This is a genomic window from Halorubrum sp. Ea8 (assembly GCF_002252925.1).
Classification (GTDB): Archaea; Halobacteriota; Halobacteria; order Halobacteriales; family Haloferacaceae; genus Halorubrum.
In genome coordinates, this window is sequence record NZ_NHPF01000108.1 from 44,477 (window position 1) to 69,682 (window position 25,206).

At 70.7% G+C, this 25,206-nt stretch carries 30 protein-coding genes and 1 tRNA gene; 18 read left to right on the forward strand and 13 right to left on the reverse strand.

The window, feature by feature from the left end:
* Window positions 1–5: 5 nt before the first annotated feature.
* Complete coding sequence (locus DJ74_RS19240; RefSeq protein ID WP_176451349.1) at window positions 6–356, reverse strand: glutamyl-tRNA reductase; 351 nt, start codon at window positions 354–356, stop codon at window positions 6–8.
* Between the two features lie 144 nt (window positions 357–500).
* On the opposite strand from DJ74_RS19240, the gene DJ74_RS12800 reads away from it, so the two are divergent.
* From DJ74_RS12800 to DJ74_RS12815, 4 genes are all read left to right on the forward strand, one after another.
* Window positions 501–866, forward strand: coding sequence for a group 1 truncated hemoglobin (locus DJ74_RS12800; protein WP_094522545.1), 366 nt, complete (start codon window positions 501–503; stop codon window positions 864–866).
* Between the two features lie 48 nt (window positions 867–914).
* Window positions 915–2,261 carry a phosphoribosylamine--glycine ligase gene (locus DJ74_RS12805; RefSeq protein ID WP_094527489.1) on the forward strand — a complete coding sequence of 449 codons (1,347 nt, stop codon included), beginning with the start codon at window positions 915–917 and terminating at the stop codon, window positions 2,259–2,261.
* Complete coding sequence (locus DJ74_RS12810) at window positions 2,258–2,827, forward strand: transcriptional regulator (protein ID WP_094522549.1); 570 nt, start codon at window positions 2,258–2,260, stop codon at window positions 2,825–2,827. The genes DJ74_RS12805 and DJ74_RS12810 overlap by 4 nt, the downstream gene beginning before the upstream one ends.
* A gap of 115 nt (window positions 2,828–2,942) precedes the next feature.
* The gene (locus tag DJ74_RS12815) at window positions 2,943–4,181 is read left to right on the forward strand and encodes an HD domain-containing protein (protein ID WP_094527490.1); all 1,239 of its coding nucleotides are present in this window, start codon (window positions 2,943–2,945) and stop codon (window positions 4,179–4,181) included.
* Between the two features lie 33 nt (window positions 4,182–4,214).
* Here DJ74_RS12815 and DJ74_RS12820 read toward each other — a convergent pair whose 3' ends face one another.
* Window positions 4,215–4,619 carry a universal stress protein gene (locus tag DJ74_RS12820; protein ID WP_094527491.1) on the reverse strand — a complete coding sequence of 135 codons (405 nt, stop codon included), beginning with the start codon at window positions 4,617–4,619 and terminating at the stop codon, window positions 4,215–4,217.
* Window positions 4,620–4,722: 103 nt separating this feature from the next.
* On the opposite strand from DJ74_RS12820, the gene DJ74_RS12825 reads away from it, so the two are divergent.
* The 4 genes from DJ74_RS12825 to DJ74_RS12840 all read left to right on the forward strand — a co-directional run bounded on the left by DJ74_RS12825 (window position 4,723) and on the right by DJ74_RS12840 (window position 8,401).
* Window positions 4,723–5,985 (forward strand): HD domain-containing protein, encoded by a 1,263-nt coding sequence (locus tag DJ74_RS12825; RefSeq protein ID WP_094527492.1) that lies wholly within the window; start codon window positions 4,723–4,725, stop codon window positions 5,983–5,985.
* 66 nt (window positions 5,986–6,051) lie between these two features.
* A complete protein-coding gene (locus DJ74_RS12830) occupies window positions 6,052–7,116 on the forward strand; it encodes an amidohydrolase family protein (protein WP_094527493.1) in 1,065 nt (354 codons plus the stop codon).
* Between the two features lie 27 nt (window positions 7,117–7,143).
* Entirely contained in the window at window positions 7,144–7,599 is a 456-nt protein-coding gene (locus tag DJ74_RS12835; RefSeq protein WP_094522559.1) for a hypothetical protein, read from the forward strand.
* A 79-nt stretch (window positions 7,600–7,678) separates the two neighbouring features.
* Window positions 7,679–8,401 carry a thymidine kinase gene (locus DJ74_RS12840; RefSeq protein WP_094522561.1) on the forward strand — a complete coding sequence of 241 codons (723 nt, stop codon included), beginning with the start codon at window positions 7,679–7,681 and terminating at the stop codon, window positions 8,399–8,401.
* Window positions 8,402–8,501: 100 nt separating this feature from the next.
* On the opposite strand, the gene DJ74_RS12845 is transcribed toward DJ74_RS12840, so the two are convergent.
* From DJ74_RS12845 to DJ74_RS12855, 3 genes are all read right to left on the reverse strand, one after another.
* The gene (locus DJ74_RS12845) at window positions 8,502–8,762 is read right to left on the reverse strand and encodes a hypothetical protein (RefSeq protein ID WP_094522563.1); all 261 of its coding nucleotides are present in this window, start codon (window positions 8,760–8,762) and stop codon (window positions 8,502–8,504) included.
* 77 nt (window positions 8,763–8,839) lie between these two features.
* On the reverse strand, window positions 8,840–9,340 hold the full coding sequence (locus DJ74_RS12850; protein ID WP_094527494.1) for a hypothetical protein: 501 nt from the start codon (window positions 9,338–9,340) through the stop codon (window positions 8,840–8,842).
* Window positions 9,333–9,956: a bifunctional 2-polyprenyl-6-hydroxyphenol methylase/3-demethylubiquinol 3-O-methyltransferase UbiG gene (locus DJ74_RS12855; RefSeq protein WP_094522567.1), complete on the reverse strand. Its 624-nt coding sequence runs from the start codon at window positions 9,954–9,956 to the stop codon at window positions 9,333–9,335. The genes DJ74_RS12850 and DJ74_RS12855 overlap by 8 nt, the downstream gene beginning before the upstream one ends.
* Window positions 9,957–10,015: 59 nt before the next feature.
* Between DJ74_RS12855 and DJ74_RS12860 the strand changes: the two genes are divergently transcribed.
* Both DJ74_RS12860 and DJ74_RS12865 read left to right on the forward strand, forming a co-directional pair.
* Window positions 10,016–10,534 (forward strand): CinA family protein, encoded by a 519-nt coding sequence (locus DJ74_RS12860; protein ID WP_094522569.1) that lies wholly within the window; start codon window positions 10,016–10,018, stop codon window positions 10,532–10,534.
* 71 nt (window positions 10,535–10,605) lie between these two features.
* Window positions 10,606–11,025 carry a universal stress protein gene (locus tag DJ74_RS12865; RefSeq protein ID WP_094522571.1) on the forward strand — a complete coding sequence of 140 codons (420 nt, stop codon included), beginning with the start codon at window positions 10,606–10,608 and terminating at the stop codon, window positions 11,023–11,025.
* A 35-nt stretch (window positions 11,026–11,060) separates the two neighbouring features.
* Here the strand turns inward: DJ74_RS12865 and DJ74_RS12870 are convergent, their stop codons facing one another.
* The 4 genes from DJ74_RS12870 to DJ74_RS12885 form a co-directional block, all read right to left on the reverse strand.
* Window positions 11,061–11,267 (reverse strand): hypothetical protein, encoded by a 207-nt coding sequence (locus DJ74_RS12870; RefSeq protein WP_094522573.1) that lies wholly within the window; start codon window positions 11,265–11,267, stop codon window positions 11,061–11,063.
* Between the two features lie 71 nt (window positions 11,268–11,338).
* A tRNA-Thr gene (locus tag DJ74_RS12875) sits at window positions 11,339–11,412 on the reverse strand.
* 68 nt (window positions 11,413–11,480) lie between these two features.
* Window positions 11,481–12,014, reverse strand: coding sequence for a GNAT family N-acetyltransferase (locus tag DJ74_RS12880; RefSeq protein ID WP_094527495.1), 534 nt, complete (start codon window positions 12,012–12,014; stop codon window positions 11,481–11,483).
* Window positions 12,015–12,110: 96 nt separating this feature from the next.
* Window positions 12,111–12,740: a cyclic nucleotide-binding/CBS domain-containing protein gene (locus tag DJ74_RS12885; RefSeq protein WP_094522583.1), complete on the reverse strand. Its 630-nt coding sequence runs from the start codon at window positions 12,738–12,740 to the stop codon at window positions 12,111–12,113.
* Window positions 12,741–12,977: 237 nt separating this feature from the next.
* On the opposite strand from DJ74_RS12885, the gene udk reads away from it, so the two are divergent.
* Window positions 12,978–13,676 (forward strand): uridine kinase, encoded by a 699-nt coding sequence (gene udk, locus DJ74_RS12890; protein WP_094522585.1) that lies wholly within the window; start codon window positions 12,978–12,980, stop codon window positions 13,674–13,676.
* Between the two features lie 65 nt (window positions 13,677–13,741).
* Here the strand turns inward: udk and DJ74_RS12895 are convergent, their stop codons facing one another.
* Window positions 13,742–13,945, reverse strand: a complete 204-nt coding sequence (locus DJ74_RS12895; RefSeq protein WP_094522587.1) for a hypothetical protein — start codon at window positions 13,943–13,945, stop codon at window positions 13,742–13,744.
* Window positions 13,946–14,225: 280 nt separating this feature from the next.
* Complete coding sequence (locus tag DJ74_RS12900) at window positions 14,226–15,662, reverse strand: DEAD/DEAH box helicase family protein (protein ID WP_094527496.1); 1,437 nt, start codon at window positions 15,660–15,662, stop codon at window positions 14,226–14,228.
* Window positions 15,663–15,711: 49 nt separating this feature from the next.
* On the opposite strand from DJ74_RS12900, the gene DJ74_RS12905 reads away from it, so the two are divergent.
* Window positions 15,712–16,665 (forward strand): alpha/beta hydrolase, encoded by a 954-nt coding sequence (locus DJ74_RS12905; protein WP_094527497.1) that lies wholly within the window; start codon window positions 15,712–15,714, stop codon window positions 16,663–16,665.
* Between the two features lie 76 nt (window positions 16,666–16,741).
* Here DJ74_RS12905 and DJ74_RS12910 read toward each other — a convergent pair whose 3' ends face one another.
* On the reverse strand, window positions 16,742–17,140 hold the full coding sequence (locus DJ74_RS12910; protein ID WP_141212707.1) for a hypothetical protein: 399 nt from the start codon (window positions 17,138–17,140) through the stop codon (window positions 16,742–16,744).
* 208 nt (window positions 17,141–17,348) lie between these two features.
* On the opposite strand from DJ74_RS12910, the gene DJ74_RS12915 reads away from it, so the two are divergent.
* Together DJ74_RS12915 and DJ74_RS12920 are read left to right on the forward strand one after the other, a co-directional pair.
* Window positions 17,349–18,746: an APC family permease gene (locus DJ74_RS12915; RefSeq protein WP_094522595.1), complete on the forward strand. Its 1,398-nt coding sequence runs from the start codon at window positions 17,349–17,351 to the stop codon at window positions 18,744–18,746.
* A gap of 107 nt (window positions 18,747–18,853) precedes the next feature.
* Window positions 18,854–19,063 carry a hypothetical protein gene (locus tag DJ74_RS12920; protein WP_394338200.1) on the forward strand — a complete coding sequence of 70 codons (210 nt, stop codon included), beginning with the start codon at window positions 18,854–18,856 and terminating at the stop codon, window positions 19,061–19,063.
* Between the two features lie 78 nt (window positions 19,064–19,141).
* Here the strand turns inward: DJ74_RS12920 and DJ74_RS12925 are convergent, their stop codons facing one another.
* Window positions 19,142–19,591, reverse strand: a complete 450-nt coding sequence (locus DJ74_RS12925) for a universal stress protein (protein ID WP_094522599.1) — start codon at window positions 19,589–19,591, stop codon at window positions 19,142–19,144.
* An 81-nt stretch (window positions 19,592–19,672) separates the two neighbouring features.
* Here DJ74_RS12925 and DJ74_RS12930 point away from each other — a divergent pair, with 81 nt between their 5' ends.
* From DJ74_RS12930 to nadC, 4 genes are all read left to right on the forward strand, one after another.
* Window positions 19,673–21,250 (forward strand): amidohydrolase, encoded by a 1,578-nt coding sequence (locus tag DJ74_RS12930; protein WP_094527498.1) that lies wholly within the window; start codon window positions 19,673–19,675, stop codon window positions 21,248–21,250.
* Window positions 21,251–21,543: 293 nt separating this feature from the next.
* Window positions 21,544–22,677 (forward strand): quinolinate synthase NadA, encoded by a 1,134-nt coding sequence (gene nadA / locus DJ74_RS12935; RefSeq protein ID WP_094522603.1) that lies wholly within the window; start codon window positions 21,544–21,546, stop codon window positions 22,675–22,677.
* Window positions 22,674–24,341: an L-aspartate oxidase gene (locus DJ74_RS12940; RefSeq protein WP_094527499.1), complete on the forward strand. Its 1,668-nt coding sequence runs from the start codon at window positions 22,674–22,676 to the stop codon at window positions 24,339–24,341. The genes nadA and DJ74_RS12940 overlap by 4 nt, the downstream gene beginning before the upstream one ends.
* Entirely contained in the window at window positions 24,335–25,162 is an 828-nt protein-coding gene (gene nadC / locus DJ74_RS12945) for a carboxylating nicotinate-nucleotide diphosphorylase (RefSeq protein ID WP_094527500.1), read from the forward strand. The genes DJ74_RS12940 and nadC overlap by 7 nt, the downstream gene beginning before the upstream one ends.
* The last annotated feature ends 44 nt before the right edge of the window (window positions 25,163–25,206 follow it).

The following is a 25,206-nucleotide window of genomic DNA, read 5'->3' on the forward strand; positions in this document are numbered from 1 at the left end:
CGCGGCTACTCGCTCTCGACGTCGAACAACCGCGCGACGGCCCGAACGGCCGCCGGTTCGTCCCGCGCGGTTCCCTCTAGGGCCGACTCGGGCGCCGCCGTCAGCTCCCGGGCTATCGCGGCTCCGAGGAGACGGACCGTCTCGCGTTGCTCGTCGGTGAGGCCGCCGCGCGCCTCGAGCGACGAGATCGCCTCCGCGACCTCGCGGCGCTCGATCCGCTCCGCTCGGCCCAGTATCTGCCGCCGGACGTGGTCCGGATCTTCGAAGTCGCCGTCGGCCGACTCCTCGTCGGCCGAACCGTCGTCGGGCGCTCGAACGGCCGATGTCCGTCGCGCGTCGAGCCGTTCGTGTCGCATATCGGATCGCCGGCCGCCACGCGGATCAGGATTCACCCGAACGTGTTCGACACGCACGCGTCGCCCGCCCGGCGGATCGCGGACGATATCACCGAACATGTTCTTTCGAACCAGTCTTATGCCGCAAGAAATGCGATCGAATTGATGACCGAGAGCCAATCGATCTATGCCGACATCGGCGGTCGCGAAGCCGTCGAGGCCGTCGTGTCCGACTTCTACGACCGCGTCTTCGACGATCCGCTCCTCGAACCGTACTTCGAGGGCGTCGATAGGGAGGCGCTGTACGCCCATCAGGTGCAGTTCGTCAGCGCCGTCGCCGGCGGCCCGGTCTCGTACGAGGGGGCCGACATGCGGGAGGCACACGAGGGGATGGGAGTCACGGCGGAGGCGTTCGGTCGCGTCGCGACCTACCTCGGCGAGGCGCTCCGGGAGAACGGCGTCGACGAGGGGGACGTCGAGACGATCCTCGAGGCGGTCGGCGCGCTCGAACCGGACGTCGTCGGACAGTAGCGCGGGACCGACACCCACACTCAAGTCCTCGTCGCGTGAGACCGCCGTATGGACCCCGCTCGCTTCCTGTTCGTCTCGGCCGAGGCCGCGCTGATCACCGACCTCGCCTGGCAGGTCCACCGCGAGGGCCACGAGGTGAAGTACTACATCGAGGCCGAGAGCGACCGGGAGATCGGCGACGGGTTCGTTCGGAAGACCGACGACTGGGAGGCCGAGGTCGACTGGGCCGACGTCGTCGTCTTCGACGACATCTGGGTCGGCTCCGACGTCGGCACCGGGGCGCTCGCCGCGGAGCTCCGCGAGGACGGGAACGCCGTCGTCGGCGGGACGCCGAACACCGACCGCCTCGAAGAGGACCGGGGGTACGCGATGGAGGTCCTCGAAGACCACGGCGTCAACACGATCGAACACCACGTCTTCCGCGATTTCGACGACGGCATCCGACACGTGGAGGAGAACCCCGCCCCGTACGTCATCAAACCGCTCGGCGAGGTCCAGAACGTCAAGCGGCTGCTGTACGTCGGGAACGAGGGCGACGGGAGCGACGTCGTCGACGTCCTGAACGCGTACAAGAAGGCGTGGGGCCACCGGATGAAGGGCTTCCAGTTGCAACGCAAAGTAGAGGGCGTTGAAATCGCTATCTGCGGCTTCTTCAACGGCGACGAGTTCATCGACCAGGTCAACTTCAATTTCGAGCATAAGAAGTTGTTCCCAGGGAACATCGGTCCCTCGACCGGCGAGATGGGGACTTCGATGTTTTGGGCGGGCCAGAACGAGTTATTCGAAGAAACCTTCGGCAAAATCGAAGGCTGGCTCGCCGACGAGGGGTACGTCGGCAGTATCGACATCAACTGCATCGTGAACGAGCACGGGATCTACCCGCTGGAGTTCACGCCGCGGTTCGGGTACCCGACGATCGCGTTACAGGAGGAGTCGATCGAGTCGTCCACCGGCGAGTTCTTCTACGACCTCGCGCACGGCAACGACCCCGGGGTGGAGGTCCACAACGGCTACCAGATCGCCGTGCGCATCGTGCTCCCGCCGTTCCCGTTCGACGACGAGAAGACGTACGACGAGAACTCGCGGAACGCCGCCGTGGTGTTCGAGACGGAGAGCAGGGAGGGAATCCACCTCGAAGACGCGAAGCGGGTCGACGGCCAGTGGCGGGCCGCCGGCGAGAGCGGGATGCCGATCGTCGTCACCGGAACGGGCGAGACGATGCAGGCCGCTCGCGAGCAGGCGTACGGTCGCATCGACGACGTCGTGATGCCGAACATGTACTACCGCGACGACATCGGCGAGCGGTGGGTCGACGGCGCCGTCGACCCACCGCTCGCCCGATGGGCCGCCCCTCCACGACTTTTTAACCGTCCGGGTCTACCACTCGCGGTATGACGAAGTACTCAACGGGCGGTGGCGGCGGCGGCGACGACGGCGACGCCTGTGAGCTCTGCGGGCGGGAGACCACGAAGCTCCAGCGGGCCACGGTCGCCGGCGCGAAGCTGCTGGTGTGCTCGGACTGCCGGCCGCACGACGACGCGGGCAACGCGCCGCAGGGCGGGGGCGGCTCCGGCTCTGGCGGCAGTCGCGGCGGTAGCTCCGGGGGGAGCCCGGGCGGCGCCAGCGCCGAGTCGTCCGGATCTGAGAGCCGGAAGAAGGAGCTCGCGCGGAAGCAGGCAAAGATGTACGACTCCGTGACCGGCGACTCCAAGCACTGGGAGGAGGACGGCACGAGCTACGAGTCCGACCGCCTCCCGTACCTCGTCTCCGGCTACGGCGACGAGGTGGCGGCGGCCCGGCGAGACGCCGGGCTCACCGTCGAAGAGCTCGCGGACGAGCTCGACGTCGACGAGGACGACCTGTTCGCGGTGGAGGACGGTCGCGCCGCGACGGCCGGCGTCGGCGGCTCCGTCGTCCGGGCCTTAGAGGAGCGGTTCGACGTCGAGATCGTCGACGAGTGACCCGCCCCGGACGGTCGCCGCCCCGAGCCCGCGTCGTCCGCGGGCCGGCTCGCCCCCCGACCGACGCCGGCGCCGAGTCGAAACGACCAATCCGTCTGCGGCCGACGCCCGGACGATGAAGGCGATAAAGGACAGCGTCCACGGTCACGTCCGGCTCGGCGACCTCGCCGCCCAACTGATCGACACGCCCGCCTTCCAGCGACTGCGCCACATCAAACAGCTGTCCACCGTCAGGCTGGTGTACCCCTCCGCGAACCACACCCGCTTCGAGCACAGCCTCGGCGTCTACCACCTCGCGCGCGGCGCCGTCGAGGGGTTCGACCTCGACGACGACACCGCGGCTCACGTCCGCGCGGCGGCGCTCCTCCACGACGCCGGCCACGGCCCGTACGGGCACCAGACCGAGGGGATCATCCGGCGCGCGACCGGGCGCGACCACGACGACGTGGCGTGGCTGCTGACCGACGCGGACCGGGAGGTGTGCCAAGTCTTGGAGCGCAACGGGCTTGACCCCGAACGCGTCGCCTCGCTGATCGCGGGCGACGGCGGGCTCGGGGCGCTCGTCTCGGGCGAGCTCGACGTCGACCGCATGGACTACCTCGTGCGCGACGCCCACCACACGGGCGTCCCGTACGGCACGGTCGACACCGGACGGCTCGTCAACGAGCTCCGACTGGCGGGCGAGGGCGGCTCGGCCGGGAGCGACGGAGCCAGCGACTCCGGCTCTGTCGATCCCGAGCGGGCGGAGCTCGTGCTCGCGGAGAGAAACGTCCCGACCGCGGAGAGCCTGCTCGTCGCCCGCTCGCTGATGAACGCGGTCGTCTACCGCCACCACGTCTCGCGGGTCGCCGGCGCGATGCTGGAGCGCGCCTGCGAGCGCTACCTCGACCGCACCGACGCCGACGTTGCGACGTTCCGCCGCATGGCCGACCACGACCTGCTCGTCGAGCTCCGCGAGACCGTCCCCGAGCTCGGCCGGCGCATCGAGCGCCGCGACCTCTACAAGCGAGCGGTGTGGGTCGGGCTGGCCGACGTGCCGGCGGGAACCGTCGACGCGGGTCACGCCGAGGAGGTCGCCGCCGAGCGCGAGATCGCCGACGCCGTCGGACTGGACCGCGAGGCGGTGGTCGTCGACGTCCCCTCTCGGCCCGGGTTGAAGGAGTCCGGCTCCACCGTCGTCGTCGACGGCGTCCCGCAGCGGCTGGAGGACGCCTCCGAGCTCGTCGGCGGGCTGCGGAGCGCCGAGCGCCGCCGCTGGACGCTCGGCGTCTACTGTCCGCCGGAGCACGTCGACGCGGTCGGCGAGGCCGCGCGCGACGTGCTCGGGCTCCGGACCGTTGGCACGCGGACGTAACCCGTTCAGGCGTCCCCGATCAGTCGTCCCCGCTCACTCTTCCCGCGGCGCCGGCACCGCGAACACCGGTCGATCGCTCCCGAGGATCACGTCCTGCGTCACGCTCCCGAAGACGGCCTTCCCCGACGGTCGGCGCTTGCGCCCGGAGACGCAGATCGCGTTCGCGTCGATGTCGGCGGCGGCCGAGAGCAACTCGTCGGACGGATCGCCGCTCGCCTCGTAGTGGACGCAGGTGACCCCCGCCGCTTCGAGCGTCTCCCGGGCGCGCCGCACCGCGGACAGCTGGTGGACAGAGGCTCCCTCGGGGTTGTCTTGGAACACGTGACACAGGGTCGCCTTCGTCTCGTCGGCCGCGTGCGGGAGGTCGGCGACGGCCTCCGCCTGCGCGACCGCGCGGCTGTCGGTCGCGTTATCGATCCCGATGAGCAACTCGTACATACACCGACCTTTGCGGACGACCCTTATAAATAATAGCCGCGGTTCCCGCCGGCCGCCGCCGGCCCTCCCACTCCTTTTACCAGATGCCGACGAACCGCTCCCCATGATCACGGTCAAGGACACCGTCCACGACCACATCGAGATCGACGGTGTCGCCGCCGAGCTGATCGACACCCCCGCGGTCCAGCGCCTCCGCCACGTGAAACAGCTCGGGACGGTCCAGCTCGTCTACCCCTCCGCGAACCACACCCGCTTCGAGCACAGCCTCGGCGTCTACCACCTCGCCAGCCGGGCGCTCGACCACCTCGGCATCGCCGGGAAGCGGGCCGAGCGGATCGAGGCGGCGGCGATGCTCCACGACGTGGGACACGGGCCGTTCAGCCACAACTTGGAGTCGCTCACCCACCGCCGGACCGGGAAGTACCACGACGACGTCGGCGGGCTGCTCGCGACCGGCGCGGTCGGCGAGGTGCTCCGCGACCGCGACCTCGACCCGGACCGGATCGCCGGACTCGTCGCCGGCGAGGGGACGTACGCCGGGCTCGTCTCGGGCGAGCTCGACGTCGACCGCATGGACTACCTCGTGCGCGACGCCTACCACACCGGCGTCCCGTACGGCACCATCGACACGGAGCGGTTCGTCCGCGAGCTGACGTTCGTCGAGCGAGAGGGCGACGCGGCGGGCGTCGGCCCGGACGGAGACGGCCCGGAGCTCGTCCTCGACGAGGGGAACGTCCAGACCGCGGAGAGCCTCCTGCTCGCCCGCGCGCTGATGAATCCGGTCGTCTACACGCACCACGTCGCGCGCATCTCGAAGGCGATGCTGCGGCGGTCCGCGAGCGACCTGCTCGACGCGACAGCGACGACGGCGACCGATCTCCGGCGCATGGACGACCACGACTTCCTCGCCGCGATCCGCGACTGCCGGGCGACCGGCGAGCTCTCCCGCCGCTACGACGAGCGCGACCTCTACAAGCTGGCGGTGTGGGCCGAGTACGACGACGTCCCCGAGCGCGTTCACGAGGCGGACCGCGACGCCGAGGTCGGCCTGGAGCGCGAGATCGCCGAGGAGGCCGGCGTCGACCGCGAGCACGTGATCCTCGACGTGCCGCCGGAGCCGTCCATGCGGGAGTCGACCGCCCGCGTGACGGTCAGCGGCGAGATCCGCCGGCTGGAGCGACAGTCGCCGTTGGTCTCCGCGCTCCGGACCGCACAGCGCAACCAGTGGCGCCTCGGCGTGTACGCGCCCGAGCCGGCCACCGACCGCGTCGGACGCGCGGCCGCGGACGTGCTCGACCTCGACCCGGACGGGCTCGTGAGCGAGGTGCGCGGGGCGATGGCGACGACGCTCGACGAGTTCGAGTAGGGGGGCTGAGGCCCTCCACCGCCCCGTTCCCGTGACGTTTTAACCCCGGGCTGGCGACCGTGAGGTATGCATCTGGAGGGGACGATACTCGTCGGCGAGGCCTTCGAGCCCGTCGAGGGACGGGTGGTCGTCGACGGCGGCGAGATCGTCCGCATCGAAGAGGCGTCCGTCGAGAGCGACGACGTGATCCTCCCCGCCTTCGTCAACGCCCACACCCACATCGGCGACTCCATCGCCAAGGAGGCGGGCGAGGGGCTCTCGCTCGACGAGCTCGTCGCCCCGCCGGACGGACTCAAACACCGGCTCCTGCGGTCGGCGAGCCGCGAGGAGAAGGTGGCGGCGATGGCCCGGACGCTCCGGTACATGGAGTCGACCGGCACCGCCACCTTCCTGGAGTTCCGCGAGGGCGGCGTCGACGGCGTGGCCGCGCTTCGGGACGCGGTCGCCGGCGAGGGCGTCGCCTTCGGCGAGCGCGCGATCGACCCCGTCGTGTTCGGCCGCGACGACCCCGATGTCCTCTCGGTCGCCGACGGCTACGGCGCCTCCGGCGCCCGCGACGCCGACTTCGACGCGGTGCGGCGGGAGACCCGCGAGGCGGGGAAGCTGTTCGGGATCCACGCGGGCGAGCGCGACGCCGACGACGTCAACCCGGCGATGGACCTCGACCCGGACTTCCTCGTCCACATGGTCCACGCCGAACAGATTCATCTCGAACGCCTCGAAGACCGCGGCACGCCGGTCGTCGTCTGCCCGCGCTCGAACCTCGTGACGAACGTCGGCGTGCCGCCGGTCCGCGAGCTCGCGGAGCGGACGACCGTCGCGCTGGGCACCGATAACGTGATGCTCGACTCCCCCTCGATGTTCCGCGAGATGGAGTTCGCCGCCAAGCTGGCCGACCTGCCCGCGCGCGACGTCCTGCGGATGGCGACCGTCAACGGCGCCGAGATCGCGGGGCTAAACCGGGGAGTCGTCGAGCCCGGCGCCGACGCGGACCTGCTCGCCCTCGACGGCGACTCCGACAACCTCGCCGGCGCGCGCGACCTCGTCCGGGCGATCGTCCGGCGGGCGGGCGCCGCGGACGTCTCGCGGGTCGTGATCGGCGGCGAGGAGATCGACCCGTCGGGAGACTGAAGCCGGTCGCGGCCGTACCGATCGGCGATGGCCACGTTCTCGCTGCTCGCCGGCCTCGCACTCGGGCCGGTCGTCGGACTGCTCGCGACGCTCGCGATGGACCGCGTGATGCCTCGGCTCCCGGAGGGGACGACGGCTCCCAGGGTCGCCGCGAGCGTGCTCACAAACACGTCGGTCGACCGGGCCCCGGAGCGGCTGGCCACGTGGGTCCACTACGTCGCCGGCGGCGGCTCGGGGCTCCTCTTCGTCGGTCTCGTCTCCGCGGTTCAGGTCGGACTCGGCGTCGGCGCCCCGGTCGCGCTCGCCGTCGCGTCGCCGGTCATGCTCGCGTTGATGATCGGCTTCTTCGCGCTCGTCCCGCTCCCGCGCGCCCGGGGAATCCCCCGGCAGCGGCTCGCGACGATCCGGCGCGACTGGGCGGTCTCGGCCGCGGTGTACGTCGTCGCCGCCGCGGTGGTCGTCGCGCTCGCGAGCGGCGTCTGACCGCGATCCGACCGCCGTTCCGCCCCTGCGACGGGCCGGGAGAGAAACGGTTTAGTCGCTGGCACCAGCCCGATCGCTCATGCACGCCATCACTCGATCCGGGTGGATCGAGGTCATCTCGGGGTCGATGTTCTCGGGGAAGACCGAGGAGCTGTTGCGCCGCCTCCGCCGGTCCGAGATCGCCGGGCAGTCGGTCGCGGTGTACAAGCCCGCGGTCGACGACCGCTACGGGGAGACGACGATCGGCAGTCACACGGGTCGCCAGTGGGACGCGACCGTCGTCGATAACGAGGGCGACGGGCCGCTGGCGATCCTTGACGACGAGCCGTACCCGGAGGTCGTCGCGGTCGACGAGGCGAACTTCTTCTCGAACGCGCTCGTCGAGGTGTGTAACGGGCTCGCCGACGCCGGCACCCGCGTGATCGTCTCCGGCACCGACCAGACGTTCCGGGGCGAGCCGTTCGAGCCGCTCCCGCAGCTCATGGCGACCGCCGAGTACGTCGACAAGCTCCAGGCGATCTGCTCGGTGTGCGGCGAACCCGCCTCACGGAACCAGCGGCTCATCGAGGGCGAGCCCGCCCACACCGAGGACCCGACCATCCTCGTCGGCGCCGAGGAGTCGTACGAGGCGCGGTGCCGCGACTGCCACGTCTTGAGAACCGGTGAGCGTCCGGACGGCGGCCGGTCGTATCTGGCCGACGAGGAGGCGACGTCCGACGAAGCGGCCGCTCCCGACACGTCGACCGACGGCGAGACGTCGACCGAACTCCCAGAGGAACCGGTGGACCCGAGCGACGACTGAGCCCAGCGACGACTGAGCCCAGCGACGACTGAGCCCAGCGACGACTGAGCCCAGCGGCGGAAACCGCGGTCGCGGTCGCTCGCGGCGGGGCTCGCCCGAGCTACTCGTCCGTCGGCTCGTCGGGCGCCTGGATCGGCCCACTGTCGTCGGCTTCGGCCGTCGCGAGGCGGTACAGCCCCGCCATCGAGACGAGCGCGAGCACCGCTCCCTCGGCTCGCGCGGCGACGTAGGCCCACTCTCGGGGTTCCGCGTCGCCCGCGTCGCGGTAGACGACCTTCGTCCACGCCCGCACGACGGGGCGCGGGGCGAGCGTCTGAACCAGTCCCAGGAAACCGACGATGAGCAGGAGCGCTGCCTTCATACGAGTCGCTTCGCCGGGCGTATTTAAAAGCGGTGCGCCGCGTGCGCACGCGGTCGTCGACGCCGCGCTGCGGGCCGTCACACCGGCTCGGCGGCCGAGAGGAACCGGCGACAGGTCGCGGCCGCCCACTCGCGGACTGGCGGCGCGTCGGACCACAGGATCGCGGCGAGCCCGGCGTCGTCGAACAGCCCGACGACGGCGCGGTCGCCGACGAGGAGGATCCCGACCGGCGAGTCGCCCTCGTGGCGGTACGCCTCGACGCCGTGGCCCGAGAGGATCGAACGGACGGCGGCGCCCGAGGGCCCGTCGAACCGATCGCTCGCGCGTCCGGTGAAGACGAGTCGCACCGTCCCCTCGACCCCGTCCGCGACCGAGCGAGCGATCGACGCGTCGATCCGCGGGACCACGCCCGCGACGGAGTCGTCGCCGGCGACGAGCCCGGAGAGCCGCGCCGCGGGTCCGGGGTCGTCACCGCGCTCGACGACAGCAACCGGGTCGTCGGACCCCGAGAGGTCGTCGCCGACGGCAGACGCCACGAGCGCGCGGAGCGACTCCCCGTGCGATCCGCCCTCAGTCATCGGCCGGCTCCCCGCCGGGCCGCGGCGGATACGACTGTCGCCCGCCGGTCGACCGGCGGGCGAGCAGGCGGGCCGTCGCGCGGCGTCGGTCGTCGGGGCGCTCCTCCGTCGTCTCGTCGTAGTACAGCACTGTCAGGCCGAGCCCCGCCCGCAGGAGTTCGTTGGCGGCGAACCGGTACCGGTCGTCGCTCGGACCGGACGGCGTCGGCGACGCGGACCGGAGGTGTCCCTCGACGAAGAGGTAGCCGCCGGGGACGAGCGCCTCGGCGAGGTCGGCGAAGCGGTCGAGCACGTGGAAGAAGCTCATCGTGATCAGCTCGTACGCCTCGCTCGGGAAGGCGTACGTGGAGACGTCGCCCAGGACCGGTTCGATCCGGTCGCCGATCCCCCGGTCCGCGGCGCGCTCGCCGATGATGCGTAGCCCCTCGCGAGAGGCGTCGAGCGCGTCGACGTCGTAGCCGGCGTCGGCTAAGAACACCGCGTTCCGGCCGGTGCCCGCGGCGACGTCGAGCGCGCGTCCGTCGGAGATCGCGGGCTCGTACGAGCGCAACACGGGCGACGGCTCCGGCTCCCGGGGATACTCGCCGGACGCAAATCGCTCGTCCCAGTCCGTCATGGGAGCGCTTGCGTCCCCCCGAGCGTAAATCCCACGGGCGTGCGGGTCAGACGAAGGGCATGGACGAGACGGAGTCGACCGCGGAGGTCCTCGGCGAACTGCTGACCGACCGCGGCGAGTCGCTCGCGGTCGCGGAGTCGCTGACCGGCGGGCTGGTCGGGTCGCGCGTGACGGACGTCCCCGGCGCGAGCGCCTACTTCGACCGGGGGTTCGTCACCTACGCGTACGACGCGAAGCGGGAGGTGCTCGGCGTCTCCCGCGAGTCGCTCGACGCCGAGGGGGCCGTGAGCGCGGCGGTCGCGGAGGAGATGGCGGCCGGCGCGCGCGATCACGCCAACACGACGTGGGCGGTCGCCACCACCGGAATCGCCGGACCGGACGGCGGCACCGCGGAGAAGCCCGTCGGGCTCGTGTACGTCGGCGTCGCGTACGCAGCGCCGTGGGGGACCGAGGCGTCGTTCGTCCGGAGCGAGCGCGTCGCCCTCGACGGGGACCGCGACGCCGTGAAACGCGCCGCGGTCGACGCCGCGCTCGACGCTTTACTGCGGGCGGTCCGAGAGATCGACGACGGGGAGTAAGCAAAGGCCCGACGCCGGTCGAGTCGTCCGAGCCCGCAAGCGTTTACCCCCGTGGCGCGTGTACATGTACCATGGTAGAGCGCGTACTGGTGGCCATGGACGACTCAGAGCTCGCCGAACGGGCGCTCCGCTACGCGCTCGACGTACATCGGGACGCCGACGTGACGGTGTTACACGTCGTCGGCGAGCCCTCCGGGATGATGGGTGCGGCGACGGGAATCGCGCTCGCGGACGACAGCGAGGAGCGGGTCCGAGAGCTCTCCGAGGACGTGTTCGAACGGGCGGGAAAGATCGCCACGGAGTACGGTGTCGAGGTGAAGGTGGAGTCCGAGGTCGGGTCGCCGGCGAGCCGGATCGTCGAGCGCGCTGACGACTTCGACGCGGTCGTGATCGGGACGCACAGCGGGTCGCTCGCCGACCGGCTCCTCGTCGGCAACGTGGCGAAGTCGGTGTTCCAGAACTCGCCGGTCCCCGTGACGGTCGTTCGCTGACGCGGGAGCGACGGCCCGGCCCCCCGTCCGCGTCGTCAGCCGTCGATGTACGCGTGACCGACGACCGCGACGAGCAGCGCCGCGACGACGATCCACGCGAACGGTTCGACGGCGAGCAGCCGGATCGGCCGAGTCACGGACTCGTCGAGGCCGAACAGGACGCCGGCGGCGAAGACGATGGCGAGGACGAGAGCGGCGACGACCCCGGCGACGCCGAGCAGCGCGGTGTCGGTCCGGTCCATACCGCGGATCCGTGTGGCGAGTACATAAACGGATCCCGGCGGATCCGTACGATTCTCGGAGGAGGGCGCGAAGCCAGGGCAGGGATTTGAACCCCGGAAGTCTCGATTACAAGTCGAGTGCATGAACCGCCCATGCTCCCCTGGCGCGGATTGGCGTACTCGGGCCTCCTATGAGTGCGTGTCGCTTTCGGCGAGCCTGACGTTCGTCCGCGGTCACTCGGTTCCGCCCGCGGACCCCCCGGCGTCGGACTCGTCGCCGACCCGCTCCGACAGCGACTTCGTCAGCTCGACGCGGTGGAGGTCGTACCCGCGACTGTCGTAAAACGCGCGGGCCCGGTCGTTGTCGGCGAGCGCCTCCAGCGCGACCGTTTCGGCGCCCGCCGCCGCCAGCGCGCGCTCGGCGGCGTCGAGGAGGTCGGCGCCGATACCCTCGCCGCGGCGTTCGGAGACCACGAACAGGTTGCTCACCGTTCCGCGGACGCGGTCGCGCTCGTAGCCCTCGCGGTCGATCGAGAAGCCGACGAAGCCGACCGGGGCGCCGTCGAGGTCGCCGTCGCGAGCGACGAGCAGTTCACCGGTGACGACCGAACGCGCGACCCACTCGCGCACCGCTGTGCGGTTCGGCTCGGCGAGCAGCGTGGAGCCGTGGCTTCGCTGGTCCTCCGCCAGCGCGACCCACAGGTCGGTGACGTCGTCGACGTCGTCGACCGTCGCCGGCGCGACCGTCGGGCGCTCGTCGTCTGACATTCGTTCGCTCGTTCGGCGCGCCGCGGGATGAGGGTACCGACGCGATCCGGTCGCGGCCGCCGGTCGGGACGACGGGAAGAGAGCCGGTCGGACGGCTCACACCTCGCGGCACTCCGGACAGACGGCCTGCCCGTTGGCGGTCACCAGGTCCGGGACGAGCGCCCCGCAGCTCTCGCAGACGCCCTGCGTCGCCGATCCCGACGCGTCCGTCGCGGCGGCATCGCTCGTCGAGTCGACGCCGCCGTCCGAGCCGAGCATCCCCTCGTCGCCGCGCCGCGTTCCGTGGAGCGACTCGTCGGCGACTGCGGCCTCGCGAGCCCCGTCGCCGGTCCGCGGTGCGCCCGCGGCGAGCGCGTCGCCGGCGGTGACGACGCCGACCGCCTCGCCGCCCTCGACCGCCACGACGCGGTCGGCCCCCTCGGAGACGAGGCGCTCCTCGACTGCCGCGAGCGAGTCGTCCGGCGTCACCGTCGGAAGGGGCGGTCCCATCACCGACCCGACCGTGGGACCGCCTGCGTCTCCCTCGCTCTGGACGTCGGCGTCGAGGAGCGCACCGAGCGCGTCCCGAGAGCCGAGCCGTCCGACTGGCTCGCCGCCGCGAACGACGACGAGGCAGTCGGTCTCCTCCTCGACCATCAGCGCCGCCGCGTCGGTCAGGCCGTCGGACTCGCTCACGCCGAGGAACTCGCGATGCATCACGTCACGAACCGTGGTGTCTGTTCGCATGGACCGTGGATCCCACGCAAACGGCTAAAAGCTGCCCCCGGTATCGTTATATCCGTTCCGACCGTAGCCACCCGATCGGTACTGAAAACGACGGTTCCCTCGTCCCGACGCCGCGACGCGCTCGACTCCGGATCGCGACGCACCTGGCGCCAGTTCGCGACGCGCTTGACGCCTCGCTCGGCTCGTGGCCGCGAACCGAAGAGGAGGGTTCAAACCCTCCGGCGTTCGAGCCAGCACATGACCATTCCCTCGTTCGTGATCGGGATCGCGGGAGGGACCGGCGCGGGGAAGACGACCGTCTCCCGGCTCGTCACCCGCGACCTCGGCGACAGCGTCACCCGCATCCCGTTGGACAACTACTACGAGGACCTCTCGCACCTCGACTTCGAGGAGCGACAGTCCGTCAACTACGACCACCCGTCGGCGTTCGAGTGGGAGCTCCTCCGCGAGCACCTCGAAGCGCTGCTGGAGGGCCAGTCCGTCCAGATGCCGCAGTACGACTTCGAGATCCACAACCGGAAGGCGGAGCGCGTGACGGTCGAACCCACCGACGTCATCGTGCTGGAGGGGATCCTCGCGTTGTACGACGAGGAGATAAACGACATGATGGACCTGCGGCTGTTCGTCGAGACCGACGCCGACGTCCGGATCCTGCGCCGGATCCGCCGGGACGTCATCGATCGCGGCCGCGACCTGGAGGGCGTCATCGACCAGTACCTCTCGACGGTGAAGCCGATGCACGAGCAGTTCATCGAGCCGTCGAAGAAGCACGCCGACGTGATCATCCCGGAGGGGGCCAACAGCGTCGCCGTGAACCTCTTAGAGGAGAAGCTCCGCGCCGAGGTCGAGGGCGACGCCGTTCGGAGCTGGGAGCGCGGGAGCTTGGAGGAGGAGCTCGGCGAGAAGCGCTCGCTCGACATGAACGGCGACGACTGAATCGACGGGAGCCGTCGGATCCCGGTAGCTCGTCATTTTTGAGTGGTCGCCGGAGCCGAAACGCGTCAGGACGAGAGCCAGGCGTACGTCTGGATGGCGCCGAACAACAGCGCGAGCGCTCCGTTTTCGACGATCAGCAAGACGTTGTCCGCCAGTATTGTCCGGGCGCCCACGGCGAGAATACCGAACGCCGTTGCCAGCAACAGATTGTACTTCGCGAACGCAATCCAACACTCCTGATCGAGCTCGATGAGACCGTCGCTGCCCATGCGTGCCGTTTTTTCTCGACAGTGACAAACGACAGGGTCGACGGGGCGGTAGCGCCGAGCGACTCGCAAGCACGATAGTGGACGGGCTTCGATGAGTGAGCCGCCTACGAAAGCCGAAGAATGGCTCGTGAAAGGGACACGCGTCGTGGCTCGCGGGGGCGACCTCGCGCGTGCCACTCGGCCGCGAGGCGGCCTCGCAGGCACGCGCCACCGACCGTTTATAAGCAACCGCCGCGGTCGCTCGGGTCGATGCAAATATGATCTCTCGGACGTTCGCCGTTCAGCGCCGCCGGCTCGCCACCCGTTCCTCCGCGGTCTCCGCGCTGACGACCTCGTAGAGTATCGCCCGCCCGCCGTCCTCTTTGGGCCGCAACACCCGCCCGAGCCGCTGGGTGAACTCCCGTTCGCTGCCCGACCCGGAGAGGACGACCGCGACGTTCGCGTCCGGCACGTCGACCCCCTCGTCGAGCACGTTCGCGGCGACGACGCGGCCGTAGGTCCCCTCGCGGAAGCGCTCCAAGATCTCCCGTCGCTCCTTCGCCCCCGTCTCCGCGGTGATCGCCGGAAGTAGGAACCGCTCCGAGAGCCGGTAGACGAGGTCGGTGTGGGCGGTGAAGACGATCACGCGGTCGTCGCGGTGCCGGTCGAGGATCGACTCCAACCGGTCGACCTTCCGGTCGGCGTTCATCATGATCTCGCGGGCGTCCTGTTTCGCGAGGAGGGCCTCGCGGGCCGCGGGGTCGTTGCCGGAACGCTTGACCAGTTCCCGGTAGTCGCTCCCGCTGGAGAAGGTGATCCCCGCCTCGCGGACGTACTCGACGAACGCGCCCTGCTTCTCGTCGTAGCGCTCGCGCTCCTCGGGCGTCAGCTCCACCTCGATCCGGCGGATGTCGTACGGCGCGAGGTGGTCGCCAGCGAGGTCGTCGACGTCGAGCGCGTAGACGCGGTCGCCGATCAGCTCCGCGACCGTCTCGTGGGCGCCGTCCGGGCGCTCGAAGGTCGCCGTCAACCCGAGGCGCGCGGGCGCCGCGAGCAGCCGGGCGACGTCGCGGTACCCCTCGCCGCCGAGGTGGTGGACCTCGTCGAAGACGACCAGCTCGAAGGCGTCGCCGACGCCGCCGGCCTTCAGGTACGCCGAGTCGTACGTCGACACCGTGATCGCCTCCCGACGCTGCTCGCCGCCGCCGAACCGCCCGATCGGCACGTCGAACTCGCGCTCGAGCTCGCGCTGCCACTGGTCGAGGAGGTCGACCGTGGGAACGACGACGAGCGTCGGGACGCCGAGTTCGACCGTCGCGCGGATCGCGATCACGGTTTTTCCCGCCCCGGTCGGGAGCTCGAGCACGCCGCGGTCGCCCGCGTCGCGCCACGCGTCGAGCGCCTCGCGCTGGTACTCCCGCAGGTCGTAGTCGGTCGCGAGCGCGTCCGGGAGCCCCGCCTCCCGCGCGGCCCGGTCGCTCGCGTCCAGCACGTGGTCCTCGACGCTCGCGCCGGCGACCTCCAGCGCGCGGCGGATCGCGGCGTAGCGGTAGGCCGGTGCGCGGCCGGTCCCCGAGCGCGGGTCGGCCTCGACGCCCGGGAGCGGCGGGAGCGACGCGAGGGGCTCGCAGTCGGTCGATCCGGCTTCGTCGTCCGTCGACTCCTCCGAGGCGCCCCCGGCCGAGTCTCCGGCGTCGACCCGAATCGTCCCGTCCTCGTAGGTCAGCCGGACGTTCATCGCCTGACGTTGCCGACCGACTTACAAAGGGGCACCGCCTCCGTCCGCCATGCGCGCGGACGAACTCGACCCCGAACTGGCGGCCGTCGTCGACGAGATCGAGGCGCTCGGGCTCCCCGAGTGGCACGCCCTCTCCGTCGGCGCCGCGAGGCGCGTCGAGGACGAGGTGTTCTCCGGCGACCCGGAGCCCGCCGTCGCCGACGTCAGGGACCTCGCGTTCGACGGTCCCCACGGCGAACTGCCGGTGCGGGTGTACCGACCCGAGGCGGCCCTCGACGGATCGACGCCGCCCGCCCGCACCCTCGTCCACTTCCACGGCGGGGGCTGGACGCTCGGCACCCTCGACTCCATCGACGGTCCGTGTCGCGAGCTGGCGACTCGCACGGGGGCGGTCGTCGTCTCCGTCGACTACCGGCTCGCGCCCGAACACCCCTTCCCCGTCGCCGTCGACGAGGCGGCCGCGGCCGTGGAGTGGGTCGCGGACAACGCGGCGGCGGTCGGCGGCGACCCCGACCGGCTCGGCGTCTCCGGCACCAGCGCCGGGGCGACGCTCGCGCTCGCGGCCTGTCTGCACCGTCGGGAACTGGGCGACAGCGCCGTCGACGTCGCCGGCCAGTTCCTCCTCTACCCGATCGCGGGCGACGACTTCGAGACCGACTCGTACCGCGAGAACGCCGACGGCCCCTTGCTCACCCGCGCGGACATGCGGTGGTTCTACGACCGGTACCTCCGGAGCCCCGTGGACGCGCACAACCCGTTCGCGGTGCCCCTCCGCGCGGGCGACCTCGGCGGGCTTCCGCCCGCGACCGTCGTCACCGCCGGGTTCGATCCCCTCCGGGACGACGGGGCGGCGCTCGCGGAGCGGTTCGACGGTGAGGGGACGCCGGTCGAGCACCGCCACTACCCGGCGATGGCCCACGGGTTCTGCAGTCTCTCGGACCGCGTCGCCGTCGCGGAGGAAGCGCTGTCGGCCGTCGCCGGCGACGTCGAAGCGAGACTGTGACGTACGCGGTCGCTGGGAGACCGAGGACGCCCGGGGACCCCGGGAGAGGCCGTCGGCCGGTCGGTGGCCGCCGGGGTCAGACGAGGGGGATCAGCAGTTCCCAAGCCGCCGGCAGTGTCATCTGGAGGAGTCCACCGCCGGCCCCCAACGCGACGAGACCCAATGCGATCGACGCGGCCGACCCGTCTTCGTCCCCGACGTAGAACCGATACAAGAGCAGCGAGCCGGCGGCTTGCACGGTGAAAGCGCCGACCAACGCCCCGAGAGAGAGGAGCACCGGGTCGGACTGGATCGAGAACAGGGGGTACGGTGTCCTCGGTCGTATCGCGTTCGTTAGGAGTCCCCCGACGACGAAGTACAGCAGGAGACCGCCGCCGAACACCGCGGCCCCTTCGACGCCGACCTCCACGGACAGCCGGAGTGCCTCTTCCACGAGCGTCGTCCGTTCGTCCGCTCTCAGATGATTGATGAACATGTGAACACCGCCGTCCGACCGCGAGGCCCGTAGCGTCTCGTCTCGCTCGGGGCGCGGGCGCGGCGTCCGGGGAGCGAGCGAAACGATCCACAGGTGTCGAATCGTCGCCGAAACCACAAAAATATTACTGTATTGCTTTTTACCGAAAAAACCGTCTCTCTGTTGAGGATACCGAAGAAATAACCCTTTGCAAAATGGAGATGGCGTAATGAGCGAAGGAGACCTGAAACGGGACCTCGGCCTGTACTCGGCGGTGACGCTGAGCATGGGCGCGATGATCGGTGGCGGGATCTTCGTGCTCCCCGCGGTCGGATTTAAGAAGGCGGGGCCGGCGGTCATCGTCGCCTACCTGTTGGCCGGGCTGATCGTCCTTCCGAACGCACTCTCGAAGGCGGAGATGGCGACGGCGATGCCGGAAGACGGCGGTACGTATCTCTACATCGATCGCGCCATGGGCCCGCTGTTCGGCACGGTCGCGGGTATCGGTGTCTGGTTTTCGCTCGTGTTCAAGAGCGCGTTCGCGCTTGTCGGCCTCGGTGCGTACCTGCTGCTACTCGTGAACGTCCCGGCGACCCTCGTGAAGGCGGTCGCGCTCGGCCTCGGTGGAGTCGTTATTCTACTCAACATGTTCGGGACAGAAAAGAGCGGTCAGGTGCAGGGCGTCCTCGTGAGCCTCGTCGTCCTCGTGCTCGGCGCATACGTCGTCGGCGGAGTCGGGCTCTCGAACCCGGTTCAGTATTCGCCGTTCGTCAGCCACGGACTCGGTGGGATCGCCACTGCCACCGCCTTCGTCTTCGTCTCGTACGCCGGGATCGGGGAAGTCGCCTCCGTCGCGGAGGAGATCAGCGACCCCGGACGGAACATCCCGCGCGCGATGCTCATCTCTATCGGGGTGATGTTGGCCGTTTACACCGCCGTCGTGGGCGTAATCGTCGGCGTCGTCCCGGCAGATACCCTCGTTCACGGTGGTCCGACCGGCGGCACCTCCCTGACCCCGATGGCCGACGGCGCCGAGCGAGTGTTCGGAGGTGCGGGCGTGACGGTCGTCGCCGTCACCGCCGTGCTTGCACTCACCAGCATGGCGAACGCGGGCGTCTTGGGGACGTCGCGGTTCCTCCTCGCGATGAGCCGTGATTCGCTACTGCCCGAGCGGATCGGGCGGATCAGTCCACGGTTTCTGACGCCGGTGAACGCCGTGCTCGTGACCGGTGGGGTGTTGCTCACGCTCATCGCCTTCGTCCCGGTCGTGGACCTCGCGAAGCTGGCTAGCGCCTTTCTCATCCTCGTGTTCTCCTTGGAGAACGTCTCCGTGATCGTCTTCCGGGAGGTCGGCGGCGATTTCTACGACCCGGAGTTCCGCTCTCCCGGCTACCCCGTGGTACAGGTCCTCGGCGTGATCGGCGGCGTTCTGTTGATCGCCCAGATGGGGCTGATTTCCGTCGTCGGCGCCGTCGGGATCAGCGCGGGAAGCGCCGTCTGGTATCTCGCGTACGCACGCTCTCGAACCGACCGTACCGGCGCGCTGGGGACGTACTTCGACCGCGAACCGGACGCGTCGGAACCGTTGGACGAGGCCGCGGCCGTCTCGAAACGGGAAGAGGAGTGAGGGGTCGCGACGGGCGGGGCGCTCGCCGTTTCCCAGCCCGAACCCGTCGAAATGGGAATCGTTAGTAGACCGTCCGAGCGAGTGACATGGCGGGACGCTACGGTGAGTTGGACTACTCGAAAGCCACCAAGCGGAGTGTGCTGCTCGGAGTCTGTCTGTTCCTGACCGGCGCGGTCGGGAAGGCGATCATCCACGCGGGCGGGCTGCAGGTACCCGGATGGGAGGAGACCCTGCTACTCGATCTGGAGTTCCTCGGGACGGCGGTCGCGCTTCTCTCACCGTTCGTGTTCGGGATCCTCCTCCCGCTTACCGGGTAGCGTGACGGCCGCGTCGGAGGGGCCGCGGCGTCGCCGGCTCGAGACTCGTCGCCTTCCGCCGGTGTCGTCGGGGTCGCCTCACTCCTCGACCGTCGTCTTCACGATGCTGACCGGGGCGGTCGACCGACGCGAGACGCGCTCGGTGACGGAGCCGAGCATCCGCCGGTAGTCGCCGGAGCGCGTCTTCGAGCCCATCACCGTCAGGTCGATGTCCTCCCTGTCGGCGTACCGGAGGATCTCCTCGTGGGGGACGCCGTACACCAAGTCGGTGACGACGTCGACGCCGGCGTCGCCGGCGTGGGCCGCCACCTCGTCGAGCGCCTGGCGACCGCGCTCCTCTAGCGTCTCCTCGGCGCCTTCCGAGCCGTCGACGAACTCGTCGCCGGAGTAGGCGTTGATCACGTCGCTGTCGACGACGTACAGCACGTGCAAGGTCGCGTCGTATCGGTCAGCGGCGTCGACGGCGTGGTCGATCGCGCGGTCGACGCCCTCGCTGCCGTCCGTGGGGAGTAGGATGCGGTCGTACATACGCGGCGATTCGCGGCGTCATCGAATAAATTGGTCGCCGTTTCCCGAACGGTTAACACGCTGCCACCCGCCGAACTCTCCATGACAGCGGCCGCGGATCGACTGTTCGTGAACGGAGAGGTCCACACGCTCGCGGCGCCCGACGAGACCCACGAGGCGGTCGCGGTCCGCGACGGGGCGATCGTTCGCCTCGGCAGCACCCGCGAGGTCGAGTTCCTCGAAGGGGTCGACACCGACGTCGTCGACCTCGGCGGGCGCGTCCTCCTCCCGGGCTTCGTCGACGCGCACACCCACCTGACGACGGTCGGGCGCTACCTCGTCCACGCGGACCTCTCGGCCGCCGACTCCCCGGACGAGGCGGTCGACCTGCTGGCGGAACGGGCGGCCGAGGTGGAGGCGGAGTCCGGCTCCGACGCCCCCGCCGACCCCGTCCTCGGCTACGGCTACGACGAGTCGACGTGGGCGGAGGACCGCTACCTGACGCGGGCGGACCTCGACCGCGTCTCGACGGAGCGACCCGTGGCCGCGTTCCGCGAGGACATGCACGTCGCCGCGGTCAACGGGGTCGCCCTCGACCGGTTCGCCGACGCGCTCGCCGCGGCCCCCGACGAGACGGTGCCGACCGACGCGGACGGAGAGCCGACCGGCGTCCTGTTAGAGAGCGCTATCGACCCGATCTACGAGGCGATCGAGCCCGGACCGGCCGAGACCCGGGAGATCGTCGAGGCCGCGCTCGCCGACTGCGCCGCGAAGGGGATCACCGGCTTCCACGACATGGTGCGGAACTCCCACGCGCCGCGGGCCTACCGCGATCTGGAGGCCGAGGACGAACTGACCGCGCGCGTCCGGATCAACTACTGGAGCGACCACCTCGACGCGCTCCGCGAGGTCGGCCTCGGAACGAACGACGGGAGCGACACGGTCCGGGCGGGCGCGATCAAGTCGTACACGGACGGGAGCTTCGGCGGCCGGACCGCTCGACTCTCGGAGCCGTACGCGGACGCCCCGGACGAGACCGGGCAGTGGGTCGTCGACCCCCCGGAGCTGTCCGAGACGGTGGCCGCGGCGACCGCGGCCGGCTACCAGTTCACCGCCCACGCCATCGGCGACGAGGCGGTCGACGCCGTCCTCGACGCCTACGAGGGGGCCTCCGAGACCGACCCCGGCGAGGCGCGCCACCGGATCGAGCACGTCGAACTCGCCGACGACGAGGCGATCGACCGGCTCGCGGCGTCGGGTGTCGTCGCCAGCGTCCAGCCGAACTTCCTCAAGTGGGCGGGCGAGGACGGGCTCTACGAGACCCGACTCGGGCCGGAACGGACCGCCGAGACGAACCGCTACCGCGACATGCTCGACGCCGGCGTGGCCCTCGCGTTCGGTTCGGACGGGATGCCGATGGACCCCCTCCTCGGCGTCCACCACGCGGTCAACGCCCCCGCGGAGGCGCAGCGGCTGACGGTGACCGAGGCGCTGCGCGCGTACACCCGCGGCGCGGCCTACGCTGGCTTCGACGAGGACCGGCTCGGCACGGTCGCGGTCGGCAAGCGCGCCGACCTCGTCGCGCTCGACGCGTCGCCGTGGGAGGCGTCGGACGCGATCCGAGACGTCGGCGTCGCGATGACGGTCGTCGACGGCGAGGTCGTGTACGACGGGCGCTGAACTGACGACCGGCCCGACGCCAGACGGCGGTCGCGGCGCGGTCCCCGGTCCGATCTCGTTCTGCTCCGCGGTGACTGCTGAGCGCGCGGGACGCGACGGGCGGACTCGTCGTCGCGGACGGCGGCCCGTTCGTGAGCGACGCCGCTCCGCCCGCGAGCGGCGATGCCCTCGTTCGAAGGTTGTTCCTCACGAAACCCACGACGAAGGAATCGAAACCGTTGACGGCCAATTTGAAGAAAAAATTTATACAAAACGAGCCATTGAATCTGATACTTCCCAGAGAGAACGATCGAATGCCAACACTCGAATCAACAGACATCGATACGGAGCTGAGTCTCTTCAAATACGACGGGCTCGAACCGCTTCCAGCGGAGTACCGGAAACTCGGGCCCGACGAGCGGGCGTCCAGGCTCGACGCCGCGCGCGACGCGCTCGGCGATGACGTCGTCGTCCTCGGCCACAACTACCAGCGCGAGGAAATCGTCGAGAACGCGGACTTCGTCGGCGACTCGTATCAGCTCTCGACGCGAGCGGCCGAGACGGACGCGAGTAACGTCGTCTTCGGCGGCGTGACGTTCATGGCCGAGTCGGCCGATATCGTCACCGACGAGGATCAGACGGTCCACCTGCCGTCGATGGAGGCCTCCTGCCCGATGGCCGGCATGGCCGAGGCGTTACAGGTCGACGCCGCGTGGAAGGAGCTGACCGCGGCGGCGGGCGACAGGGAAGTCGTCCCCGTGACGTACATGAACTCGTACGCCGACCTGAAGGCGTTCTGCGCGGACCACGGGGGTCTCGTTTGCACCTCTTCGAACGCCGCGGACGCCTTCGAGTGGGCCCTCGACCGGGGCGACGCGGTGCTGTTCCTCCCGGACAAGCACCTCGGGTTCAACACCGCCGTCGACCTCGGGCTCGACGACTCGACGACCGTCTGGGACCCGTGGGACCCGGCGGGACAGGACGCCGACGCCGTCGCCGACAGCGACGTGATCCTCTGGGAGGGGTACTGCCAGGTCCACGAGCGCTTCCGGCCGCGCCACGTCGACGAGGTCCGCGAGGCGCACCCCGACGCCGAGGTCGTCGTCCACCCGGAGTGCCGCCACGAGGTCGTCGAGGCCGCGGACACCGTCGGCTCGACGGCGACGATCCGAGAGACCGTCGCGTCCGCCGACCCGGGCGAGACGGTCGCCATCGGGACGGAGATCCACCTCGCGAAGCACCTCGACCGGTGGCACCCGGAAGTCGAAGTGGTTCCGCTCTGCGGCGACGCCTGCATGGACTGCAACGCGATGCGCCAGATCGACCCGAACTATCTGCTCTGGATCCTCGAAGAGCTCGTCGCGGGACGCGAGCGGAACGTGATCGAGGTCGCGTCGGCCGAGCGGGAGTCAGCGGCGACCGCGCTCGACCGCATGCTGGAGCTATGACCGGGACGGCGACCGCGCCGCCGAACGGCGCACGGACGGACGTCCTGGTGGTCGGCGCCGGCGTCGCCGGGTGCGCGGCGGCGCTGGCCGCGGCCCGGACCGGCGCCGAGGTGACGGTGGTGACCAAGGCGAGCCGCCCGGCCGACGCCAACACGTACTGGGCGCAGGGCGGCGTGGCGGTCGCCACCGAGGACTCGGCGTCGTTCCGACGCGACGTCCTCGCGGCCGCAGACGGCGAGGCGGACCCGGAAGCGGTCGAGGCGCTCGTGAGCGAGAGTCGGGACGCGGTCGCCGACGTGCTCGTTGACACGCTCGGCGTCCCGTTCGACCGCGCGGAGGACCGGACCGGGACCGCGGACCCCGCCGACGCGCGTCTCGACGCGCTCGCCCGCTGTCGCGAGGGGGGTCACTCCGCGGACCGGATCGTTCACGTCGACGCCTCGACCGGAGCGCACCTCCTCCCGCCGTTTCTCGACTACCTCGACGGGCTCGCCGGGGTCCGTCTGCTGCAGGACACGGCGGTCCTCGACCTGCTCGGCAACGGCGCGGGCGTCGACGGCGCGCTGCTCGAACGCGGCGGTGAAACGGGAACGGTCGCGGCCGGCTCGACGGTCCTCGCCACCGGTGGTATCGGCGCCTGCTACGGCACGTCGACGAACCCGGACGGAGCGACCGGCGACGGGATCGCCATGGCGGCGCTCGCGGGCGCGACGGTCGCGGACGCGGCGTACGTCCAGTTCCACCCCACGGCGTTTCCCGGGGGCGAGGCCGCCGAGGCCGCTGACGTCGACGGCGACGCCGATCCGTTCCTCGTGAGCGAGGCCGTCAGAGGGGCCGGCGCCGTCCTCCGCAACGCGGACGGCGAGCGGTTCATGCCGGCGGTCCACGAGGACGCCGAACTCGCGCCGCGCGACGTCGTCGCACGCGCGGTCGCGGACGAACGCCGAGAGACCGGATCCGTCGTCCTCGACGTCGACGGGATCGGCTTCGCGGACCGGTTCCCGGACTTGGCGTCGATGTGCGCCGAGCGCGGCCTCGACCCGTCTACCGGGATCCCCGTCGCGCCGGCGCAACACTTCCTCTGTGGCGGCGTGGCGGTCGACGAGCGCGGACGGGCCTCGATCGACCGGCTGTTCGCCGTCGGCGAGTGTTCGCGGACCGGCGTCCACGGCGCCAACCGGTTGGCCTCCACGGGCCTGCTGGAGGGGCTCGTCTGGGGACTTCGTGCCGGCGAGACGGCCGCGGCCGAGAGCGACCCACCGGGAGCGGCTCTCTCAGTCCCCGACCTGCCGTCCGACGACCCGGAGTTGCCGACGTCGTTCGAGGCGGCGAAATTCGATCGGCTCCGCCGAACGATGGACGAGCGATTGGGCGTCGAGCGGACCCGCTCGGGGGTCCGGAACGCGGCGGCCTCGCTGCGTCGACTGAAGGGCGAGGTCGACGCGTACGCGCGGACGCGCCGTAGCCGAGAGCTCTCGGAGCTGCGAAACGCCGTGGTCTGCGGACTGCTCATCGCGCGCGACGCCGCCGAGTCGCCCTCGGCGGGGTGTCACCGTCTGGTCGACGGCGGCGTCGCCGAAACCGATGGGGCCCCGAGATCCGACGGCGGTCGGTCGGGGTCGACCGGGGTCCGCGGTCCGCGAGGGGGTGACGAAGGGTGTTGACCGAGGCGACGATCGAGTCGTGGCTGCGGGAGGACCTCGGCCACCACGACGTGACGAACGACGTGCCGGGGGAGGCGGCCGGTCGTCTCGTCGCCACGGAAGCCGGCGTGGCGGCGGGGATCGAGGCGGCCGCGTCCGTGTTTGAGACCTCGGGCGTCGACGCCGAGCCGCTCGTCGAGTCAGGCGCCGGCGTGGCGGCAGGCGAGGCCGTCTTGTCGGTCTCCGGGCCGGCTCGGGGAGTTCTCCGCGCGGAGCGGGTCGCGGTCAACGTCGCCGGTCACGCCTCGGGCGTCGCCACGCGAACCAGCGAGGCGGTTCGCCTCGCGAGAGCGGCGACCGACGACCCGCCGACGGTGGCGGCGACCCGAAAGACCACGCCCGGGCTCCGCGGCGTCGAGAAGCGAGCGGTCGCGGCCGGCGGCGGCGACACCCACCGACTCGATCTGTCGCATATGGTCATGGTGAAGGACAATCACATCGCCGAGCTGGGCTTGGAAACCGCGGTAGAGCGGTTCCGCGAACGGTCCTCGTTCGCCACGAACGTGGAAGTCGAGGCCGAGTCGCCTCAGACGGCGGCTCGCGCCGCCGACGCGGGGGCCGACGTCGTTCTCCTCGACAACATGAGCCCGGCGACGACGCGGCGGGCCGTCGATCGCGTCCCGGAGGGCGTCCTCACTGAGGCGAGCGGCGGGATCGGACTCGACGACATCGGGGAATACGCGACGACCGGTGTCGACGTCGTGTCGCTCGGAGCGCTCACCCACAGCGCGCCCGCGCTGGACTACTCGTTTCGAACCGACGGGGACGCGAGTCCGACGTAGCCGCAAGCCCTGCCAGAAAACAGTAGTTATTAATCATGTAGTTC

What these genes read in the sequence shown, in the direction of transcription:
- DJ74_RS19240 (WP_176451349.1), bottom strand. Translation starts at nt 356, where the DNA reads ATGCGACACGAACGGCTCGACGCGCGACGGACATCGGCCGTTCGAGCG.
- DJ74_RS12800 (WP_094522545.1), top strand. Translation starts at nt 501, where the DNA reads ATGACCGAGAGCCAATCGATCTATGCCGACATCGGCGGTCGCGAAGCC.
- DJ74_RS12805 (WP_094527489.1), top strand. Translation starts at nt 915, where the DNA reads ATGGACCCCGCTCGCTTCCTGTTCGTCTCGGCCGAGGCCGCGCTGATC.
- DJ74_RS12810 (WP_094522549.1), top strand. Translation starts at nt 2,258, where the DNA reads ATGACGAAGTACTCAACGGGCGGTGGCGGCGGCGGCGACGACGGCGAC.
- DJ74_RS12815 (WP_094527490.1), top strand. Translation starts at nt 2,943, where the DNA reads ATGAAGGCGATAAAGGACAGCGTCCACGGTCACGTCCGGCTCGGCGAC.
- DJ74_RS12820 (WP_094527491.1), bottom strand. Translation starts at nt 4,619, where the DNA reads ATGTACGAGTTGCTCATCGGGATCGATAACGCGACCGACAGCCGCGCG.
- DJ74_RS12825 (WP_094527492.1), top strand. Translation starts at nt 4,723, where the DNA reads ATGATCACGGTCAAGGACACCGTCCACGACCACATCGAGATCGACGGT.
- DJ74_RS12830 (WP_094527493.1), top strand. Translation starts at nt 6,052, where the DNA reads ATGCATCTGGAGGGGACGATACTCGTCGGCGAGGCCTTCGAGCCCGTC.
- DJ74_RS12835 (WP_094522559.1), top strand. Translation starts at nt 7,144, where the DNA reads ATGGCCACGTTCTCGCTGCTCGCCGGCCTCGCACTCGGGCCGGTCGTC.
- DJ74_RS12840 (WP_094522561.1), top strand. Translation starts at nt 7,679, where the DNA reads ATGCACGCCATCACTCGATCCGGGTGGATCGAGGTCATCTCGGGGTCG.
- DJ74_RS12845 (WP_094522563.1), bottom strand. Translation starts at nt 8,762, where the DNA reads ATGAAGGCAGCGCTCCTGCTCATCGTCGGTTTCCTGGGACTGGTTCAG.
- DJ74_RS12850 (WP_094527494.1), bottom strand. Translation starts at nt 9,340, where the DNA reads ATGACTGAGGGCGGATCGCACGGGGAGTCGCTCCGCGCGCTCGTGGCG.
- DJ74_RS12855 (WP_094522567.1), bottom strand. Translation starts at nt 9,956, where the DNA reads ATGACGGACTGGGACGAGCGATTTGCGTCCGGCGAGTATCCCCGGGAG.
- DJ74_RS12860 (WP_094522569.1), top strand. Translation starts at nt 10,016, where the DNA reads ATGGACGAGACGGAGTCGACCGCGGAGGTCCTCGGCGAACTGCTGACC.
- DJ74_RS12865 (WP_094522571.1), top strand. Translation starts at nt 10,606, where the DNA reads ATGGTAGAGCGCGTACTGGTGGCCATGGACGACTCAGAGCTCGCCGAA.
- DJ74_RS12870 (WP_094522573.1), bottom strand. Translation starts at nt 11,267, where the DNA reads ATGGACCGGACCGACACCGCGCTGCTCGGCGTCGCCGGGGTCGTCGCC.
- DJ74_RS12880 (WP_094527495.1), bottom strand. Translation starts at nt 12,014, where the DNA reads ATGTCAGACGACGAGCGCCCGACGGTCGCGCCGGCGACGGTCGACGAC.
- DJ74_RS12885 (WP_094522583.1), bottom strand. Translation starts at nt 12,740, where the DNA reads ATGCGAACAGACACCACGGTTCGTGACGTGATGCATCGCGAGTTCCTC.
- udk (WP_094522585.1), top strand. Translation starts at nt 12,978, where the DNA reads ATGACCATTCCCTCGTTCGTGATCGGGATCGCGGGAGGGACCGGCGCG.
- DJ74_RS12895 (WP_094522587.1), bottom strand. Translation starts at nt 13,945, where the DNA reads ATGGGCAGCGACGGTCTCATCGAGCTCGATCAGGAGTGTTGGATTGCG.
- DJ74_RS12900 (WP_094527496.1), bottom strand. Translation starts at nt 15,662, where the DNA reads ATGAACGTCCGGCTGACCTACGAGGACGGGACGATTCGGGTCGACGCC.
- DJ74_RS12905 (WP_094527497.1), top strand. Translation starts at nt 15,712, where the DNA reads ATGCGCGCGGACGAACTCGACCCCGAACTGGCGGCCGTCGTCGACGAG.
- DJ74_RS12910 (WP_141212707.1), bottom strand. Translation starts at nt 17,140, where the DNA reads ATGTTCATCAATCATCTGAGAGCGGACGAACGGACGACGCTCGTGGAA.
- DJ74_RS12915 (WP_094522595.1), top strand. Translation starts at nt 17,349, where the DNA reads ATGAGCGAAGGAGACCTGAAACGGGACCTCGGCCTGTACTCGGCGGTG.
- DJ74_RS12925 (WP_094522599.1), bottom strand. Translation starts at nt 19,591, where the DNA reads ATGTACGACCGCATCCTACTCCCCACGGACGGCAGCGAGGGCGTCGAC.
- DJ74_RS12930 (WP_094527498.1), top strand. Translation starts at nt 19,673, where the DNA reads ATGACAGCGGCCGCGGATCGACTGTTCGTGAACGGAGAGGTCCACACG.
- nadA (WP_094522603.1), top strand. Translation starts at nt 21,544, where the DNA reads ATGCCAACACTCGAATCAACAGACATCGATACGGAGCTGAGTCTCTTC.
- DJ74_RS12940 (WP_094527499.1), top strand. Translation starts at nt 22,674, where the DNA reads ATGACCGGGACGGCGACCGCGCCGCCGAACGGCGCACGGACGGACGTC.